This window comes from Paeniroseomonas aquatica, from assembly GCF_030409335.1.
In the GTDB taxonomy this organism is placed as follows: Bacteria; Pseudomonadota; Alphaproteobacteria; order Acetobacterales; family Acetobacteraceae; genus Belnapia; species Belnapia aquatica.
In genome coordinates this window covers 21,182-27,181 of record NZ_JAUFPN010000011.1, presented here as the reverse complement: position 1 = coordinate 27,181, position 6,000 = coordinate 21,182, and the positions used below count along the sequence as shown (strand labels likewise).

Annotated in this window: 4 protein-coding genes; 2 read left to right on the top strand and 2 right to left on the bottom strand. The window is 69.7% G+C overall.

Going from position 1 to position 6,000, the window contains the following annotated elements:
- Together mobF and QWZ14_RS01450 are read right to left on the bottom strand one after the other, a co-directional pair.
- Window positions 1-3,063, bottom strand: a 3,063-nt coding sequence (mobF, locus tag QWZ14_RS01455; RefSeq protein WP_290314776.1) for a MobF family relaxase, incomplete at its 3' end; no start/stop codon positions are given.
- A 12-nt stretch (window positions 3,064-3,075) separates the two neighbouring features.
- A complete protein-coding gene (locus QWZ14_RS01450; protein WP_290314775.1) occupies window positions 3,076-3,396 on the bottom strand; it encodes a hypothetical protein in 321 nt (106 codons plus the stop codon).
- An 862-nt stretch (window positions 3,397-4,258) separates the two neighbouring features.
- Here QWZ14_RS01450 and QWZ14_RS01445 point away from each other — a divergent pair.
- Window positions 4,259-5,197 (top strand): hypothetical protein, encoded by a 939-nt coding sequence (locus tag QWZ14_RS01445; protein ID WP_290314774.1) that lies wholly within the window; start codon window positions 4,259-4,261, stop codon window positions 5,195-5,197.
- 62 nt (window positions 5,198-5,259) lie between these two features.
- A complete protein-coding gene (locus QWZ14_RS01440) occupies window positions 5,260-5,814 on the top strand; it encodes a hypothetical protein (RefSeq protein WP_290314773.1) in 555 nt (184 codons plus the stop codon).
- Window positions 5,815-6,000 lie beyond the last annotated feature (186 nt).

Below are 6,000 nucleotides of genomic sequence, written 5' to 3'. Positions count from 1 at the left end.
CTGCCAGCGGGCATCGAGCGCCTGCCGCAGCCGATCCACTGCCTGGCCTACCGCCCGGCCGGCGCGCCGCTCGTGGAGCTGCGCCCCCAGCGTCGCCCGCGGCTCGCCCGCCGCCTCGCGCGCCTCGGCTTGGCGGAACCCGACCTGCATGGCGTGCGCCGCGGTGCGGCCGACGTTGCGGGCGCGGTCCATGAAGTCCAGCGCCGACGCCTTCGCCGGCTGCCGCGCCAGATTCCGCGCTACGTTTTCCCACACGTCCGCCGCGCCCACCGGCCGGGAATCGCCCAAAGCCCGGCGCACCATCACCTCGCGCCGCTCCGCCCCGTCCGAGGTAATGAGCCAGGCGGAATCCCTGTGCCGGCTCTCGGCCGTGTAGCCCTTGAAGCCCTGCACCCCCGTCGATCCCGCCGGCATGGCGTTGATGTGCTCGCTGCTGGTAATGCCCTGCGCCGCGTCGATGGTCAGCACGTCACCCGGCGCCAGCCGCGTACGGCCGTTTTTCTTGTCGGCCAGGCTTTCCCACGACACCGCCCCGTCGCGCCCGGCCGCCGTCCGCAGCACGATCCCCTCCGCATTCACCGCGCGGACCTCAAGGACGCTGCCATTGTTGCCGATGTTGCCCCGGCCGCCGTCGAGAAACCGAGCATTGAGGCGGTCGAACAGCCGCACCCGGTCGCCTGGTGCCAGGGTGAGGTTATAGGCGGCGCCAGCCTGGTCGGTCGCGCGGACGCTCAACACGTCTGCCCCCACCTCACCCATTGCCCGGCGCTCCTCACGCAACGCCAGGGCCACGGCACGAGCATCGGCATTCGTCGGCGCTGTGACACTGATGCTGAAACCAGCATCGCCGGCGTTCGCCTCGCGCCGCTGCCGCCATAGCTCGGCCACTCGCCGCACGGCGTCGTTGTAGCCCCCTGGCACCGCCTCGGCCGTGCCGTCCGACCGCTTCATCGCCAACGCCTCGGCGGCCTTGCCGTCGCGGAACAGCCCGGCGATCTCGCGCTCGCGCTCGGTGCGTTGTCGGCGCGTGGTGAGAATTTCCGGCACCGCCTCCGGCCCCAGCGCCCGGCGCATCAGGTTGACCACGGGGCCAGCCTCGATGCCCTGGCACTGCTTGTCGTCGCCCACGGCGACGATGCGGAACCCGTGCTGCTGGCGCAGCCGTAGCAGGTCGAGCATCTGCCGGGCGCCTACCTGCCCCAGCTCGTCGACCACCACCACTGTCCGCGGTCCGACCGAGATGCGGCCGGCGGCGACGCCGTGCAGGAAGCCGGTGAGCGCGGCGACGCTGCCGATCCCGGCCTCCTTCAAGGGCTCGGCCTGGCGCCAGGCGATGGCCACGCCGATGACGTGATCCCCCTGCCGCTGCCAGGCGTCCACCAAAGGGCGCAGCAGGGCGGTCTTGCCCGACCCCGCGACGCCCACCGCCACGCCTACCGCCCCGCCCGTTCCGAGGCGCACCATGGCCGCGTGCTGCGCCTTGCCGTGCTCGTCACCGAAGTCCAGGCCGCTGCGCTCCACCGCGGCGGCCAGGGCTGCTGGGGACAGGGCGCAGCTGCGTTCCGCCGCGGCGACCTTGGCCAGCGCCACGGCCTCGCTCTCCTGGGCAACGTGCAGCGCCGTCGTCACCTTCACCTCGTCGCGCTCGCCGTCGCGGCCCCACACCAGCCCCGTGGGCTGGCCATCCTGGCGCACGCCGCGCTCGCGCATGGCCTTGGTCACCGCGTCGACGTCGGCCCGGCCGCCTTCCGCCCCCGGCGTCATGCCGGCGCTAATAAGGGCGCGGGCTGCTGCGGCGCGCAGGTCGGCACCGTTGAGCACGGAGACGCTAGAGAACTTTGCTTCGAGGAGCGGCAAAGCCGCCTGGTAAGCAGCTTCGAGCCGGGCGGCCTGGCTTTGCTGCCGTGGCGCCTCGGCGCCCTCACGCTGCGGCGCCATGGCGCCACGGTGCTCCCAGCCGATCGCCGCAGCCTGGCCACGCCAAGCGGCGAAGTCGCTGAGGTCATCTTCCTTGTTCTTGCGAGCCGCTTTCGTGCCCCCCTTGAGGAACGCCACCTGCATGTCCGGCGTCATGGCGTCCCAATCGAGGTTGCGCTTGGCTGCCTCTGTCCGCGCCGCTTCGGTACCGTCACGGGTGCGTTTGCTGAATGCCTCGCACACCGCCTCCGAGATGGCCGGTAGCCGGGCCATGCCCGTGCGCTCCTCGAGCTCTACCGCCACCCCGACGCGGCGCAGGTTGGCCGCGATCTGCGCCTGGTAGAAGGCGCCGAACTCGTGGATGCGCGTGCGGGTCGGGCTAAGGTCCAGGGCGCCCAGGTGCCCGCCGTCTGTCAGGACCAGGTTGGGCACCGCACAATGGGTGTGGAGCTGGGGGTCGCCTGCCCCGGACGGGTCGCGGTCAGGCCACAGGGTGTGCAGCTCGGTCGTCACCTCCCCAGTCTTGGGGTCCGGCCGCTTCACCTCGGCGGTCGCCCGCGCCGTGAAGTGCTCGAAGCCGATCCACGCAACGTGCCCCGCCTCGGTGCCGCCTGTCCCAGCCTTGCCCCGGCGGACCTGGCCGATTTCCCGCGCGACGTAGCGCAGGGAAGCGTCCACTGCATCGCGGTGCGCTTGCAGGATGGTCGCGCGCTCAGCCTCGGTCGGCGCGAACGCCCATGCCAGGCTGACGCTCTTGGGCGCGGAAAAGCACAGGTCGATATAGCTGACGCTCCGCGTGGTCGCGGCCTCGTTCGTCGCCAGCTCGCCGCCGTCCGCGCGTCGGCCGGCCAGGATCTGACTGACCTGTTCCACGGTCGGGACGCCGTGCGGTTCGATCCCCAGCGCCGCCGCCAGGCCGGGATGCATGTCCCGACGCGGCTGTGGCCGGGTGCCCTGGCGCGGCGCTTCCGGTCCCGCCTCGCCGTCTGGTCCCGGCCCGGCCCCCAGCTCAGCCGCCCGGTTCCGGGTGTAGTAGTCCCCCATCGCCACCGCCTCGGGCGATAGCGTCTCCTCCATCAGGTGGTCGGCCATCGCCCGCGCACCGCCCGGGGTGACGGAAGCCGCGCCTTTGCGGAAGGTCAGCACCGGCCAGGCCTGCTATTGCCGCGACGTCGGCACCGGTCGCCGGCCGGCAGGGTCCCCGCCTTCGTCCTCGTCCTGGGTCTCGTCCACCGGCCCACCGACGGCTGCGGCTTCGATGCGGTGCAGGATGCCGGTCTGCTCGTCCAGGCGTTCCACGATCTGCGTCAGCAACCCCGGCAACGGGCTCTCGCCGGCTTCCTCGGTCGCCGCCTCGAGGATGGCTTGCAGCATCTCAGTGTGGGTGGCCTGCGTCTCCACCATCATCCGCAACCCCTGGGTCAGCGTTTCAACGGTGTCCCGCAGGCGGGCAAGCTCGGCGGTGATGGCGTCTGACATGGCGGCTTCCTCGGCGTCGGGGATCGGGCGCCTACTAACCATCTCCGCAGGGGATGGGGCCAGCACCTTCTAGGGTGCATTGGTCTGTAGCACTCCCACTCCTTCCCTCTCCCTCGTTTCCCTACCTCTTTTTTGTTCGATTTTGTCCATTTATGTTTGTTTCTGTTCGTCTTAGTTTGATTTTGTTCCGTCTTATCTCGGAGGGGTTCGTTCTGTGTCTCGATTAAGTTTGCTTGATGTCTCGTTTAAGTTCTTTTTTGTCTAAGTTTGCCTTCCCAGGAATTGCGCTGTGAGGCCTATTTAGGCCAAGGTAAGGGCGTTCTAATCCAGCTGGAGGAAGGATGGCCGCATCCGATCAACCCCCGCCCGTCGATGTGGACGAAGCTGCCTTCGACAAAGCCCGCAGCCGTTCGGCTTTGCAGGACTGGATGCGAAAAAACCACGCCATGCTCGCCCGTCGCCTCAAGGAGCGGCGGTTGCTCTGGACTGAAATTGCCAAAGTGCTCGGGGAACAGGGTGTCCGTGATGCCAAGGGCAACCCCCCGACGGCCGATGCCGCACGACGAGCCTGGACAAGGGCGACGGAGGGCCGGGCCACCCGCAGTAAGCGACAGGGCCAGAAGCAGGCCGCGGGAACCCACTCGATGGTCACCAAGCCCGCGCAGGCGCCAGAACCGCTGCCTGCGCCTAGTGCACTCTCCACGGTTCAGGTCACCCCGGCACCAGCTCCGGAGCCGACCCTGCCCCCTAGCCCAATCTCTCCCGCTCGTCCGCCCGTGGACCTGGCGGAAGGGGTCAATCCGCCGCCTAAGCCACGGTTCGGCTTTGCTCGGCCTCGTCAGTGACCTCGAAGGAACCGAATATGGCCACCAAGCCGACCCCCGTTCCCAGTACCGACGCCCCCACCGAGGGCGAGGATGGCGGGCGCGTCGTTCGCCTGTTCTCGCGTAAGCGCAGCTTTGACGCTCCGGAAGCCTCCATCGGTCTGCCTCCGTCCACGGTCGATCCGGCCACGGGCTCGTCCCTGGCACCCACGCAGCCCATCCCCGACCTGGCCGGCAAGCCCAAGGTATGGTTCGTCAGCGGGCCGGGGAGGTCGGGGAAAACCACTCTCCTGCGCTACGTCCTCGAAGCCGTGGCCGCATCCGGCGGCGAGGTCATGGCGGCGGCTCTGGACCCGCAGAACCGCTCCCTGGCCGCCTTCATCGAAGGCGTGGACCAGCCGCCCACCAACGAGACCGGCAGCGTGGCGGCCTGGTTAGAGGAGTTCTTGCGCTTCTCGATGGAAGAGCAGCGGTCGGCGGTGCTGGACCTGGGCGGCGGTGACACCAGCCTGAGCCGGCTTCTGGCCGATGCCCCGGACCTGGGCGACGTCATGGAGGAAACCGGCGTGGCGCCGGTTGCCATCTACACCCTCGGCCCGCGCGTGGACGATCTGACCTCGCTTGCCTCCTTCGAGAAGCAAGGCTTCACACCCAGGGCAACGGCGCTCATCCTCAACGAAGGCTTGGTGTCGCCCACGCAGTCGCGGGAAGAAGCCTTTGGCTGGGTGCTGAACCATTCCGCCTTTCGGGCGGCCGTGGATCGGGGCGCGGTGCCGGTCTGGATGCCGCGCCTGGATTCCAGCGTGGCCAGCGAGATCGAGGCCAAAAGGCTGCAATTCAGCTTGGCACGCGACGGCCAGGAACCGCAGGGCCGCGCCCCCGTGGGTCCGCTCGGCCCACTAAACCGTTCGCGCGTCCGTAAGTGGATGGGGAGCATGGATCAGGCGCTCGCGCCGATCCGCTCTTGGTTCCCGTGAGCGCCACGGCCCCGGCCGGCCCTGTTGGGGTGGGCGCCCGACTTCCCGACGTGACGGGGGCCATGCGCCAGGCTCGCGCTGATCTGGAAGCCGCGGCCGAGACCGCCAGGGCCGAGCGGGACCCCCTCGCCCCGGTGCTGGCCGGGCTGTCCTCCAGCCTGGGCGCGATGGTCGCACTACAGGCGCGCATGGAGGCCAGCCGGGAGCCATTGGACGACAAGGCGCGGGCGGACATGACGCGCCAGCTTGTGCAGGCGTGCCGGATGGATTTCGTGCGCCAGGCCGGCGCGCAGTCCCGGCGCTTGGCGCTGTTGTCGGGCCTCGGGGCTGCTGTGCTGCTGCTTGGCGCGCTAGGCGGCGGCTACCTGTGGGGACGATCCACGGAAACGGCGGAAGTGCGGGAAGCCTCGGGCGTGATCCGCGCTGCCCTGTCGGATGGCTCCGCATCCGCTCTTGCCTGGTCCGACGCCATCCGCCGCAACAACCTAGTCGGCCTGCTGGCGCGCTGCGAGGGGCGGGCGGTGTGGACCGATTCCAACGGCCGGCGGGCCTGCGCCGTGCCGCTGTGGTTGGAAGATGCGCCGCCCCCGGCGGCGCCGGCCGGGCCGCGCTCGTGACGCGCTCGCACCATTAGAGTTCCTCTGATGTTGTAGCGCCACGACACCAAAGCGCCGTGGCGTTTTAGTGTCGTGGCGCTTTGGTTGCTTGTTTACTTTTGACGCCCGTCGCGTTCCTCAGCCGCGGGCCGCTGCGGTGCAGTTGGTCTATGCTGCATGCTTCGCCAAGGTCGACGCCTTCGGTTG

Excerpts from the sequence above, each read along its gene's own strand:
- QWZ14_RS01450 (WP_290314775.1), bottom strand. The coding sequence starts at position 3,396 with ATGTCAGACGCCATCACCGCCGAGCTTGCCCGCCTGCGGGACACCGTT.
- QWZ14_RS01440 (WP_290314773.1), top strand. The coding sequence starts at position 5,260 with ATGCGCCAGGCTCGCGCTGATCTGGAAGCCGCGGCCGAGACCGCCAGG.
- QWZ14_RS01445 (WP_290314774.1), top strand. The coding sequence starts at position 4,259 with ATGGCCACCAAGCCGACCCCCGTTCCCAGTACCGACGCCCCCACCGAG.